Source organism: Vibrio sp. OPT46 (assembly GCF_015163535.1).
Classification (GTDB): Bacteria; Pseudomonadota; Gammaproteobacteria; order Enterobacterales; family Vibrionaceae; genus Vibrio; species Vibrio alginolyticus.
Genome location: NZ_JADDYG010000015.1, coordinates 1 through 366, shown reverse-complemented (window position 1 = coordinate 366; position 366 = coordinate 1). Strand labels below are relative to the sequence as shown.

The 366-nt window shown below is 40.4% G+C and carries 1 pseudogene; it reads left to right on the top strand.

From position 1 onward, the window contains the following. Positions 1-108: 108 nt before the first annotated feature. Positions 109-366 (top strand): annotated as a pseudogene (locus IQR33_RS32100) (hypothetical protein); the annotation flags it as partial.

The following is a 366-nucleotide window of genomic DNA, read 5'->3' as shown; positions in this document are numbered from 1 at the left end:
TATGACATTGATGAATTAAAGCGTTCTGTTGAAGCTCTAGTTGAGATTCGTGACTTACTAACTGGAAAGTTTGAATCTAAGACGGCTTAATCATTACAAGAGGGGCCTGTGTTCATTGCAGGACCCTCTTTCAAGTTTAAAGGGTGCAAAACAATGGCTTTATGGTTGGCGGTTATACCATTAGCGTATGGCGCAAAAAAATTATATGACGCATATAAGGAAGATGATGCGCCATCAACATCTAACTCCAGCAAATCTTATGACTCTAATGCGAAGCTGAAATCGGCAAAGAGACGCAGAACTATAGAGAGAAAAAAGGCGTTAGAGAGTTTGATTAACGCGCACCGGGAAAAGCAGTTAAACGAT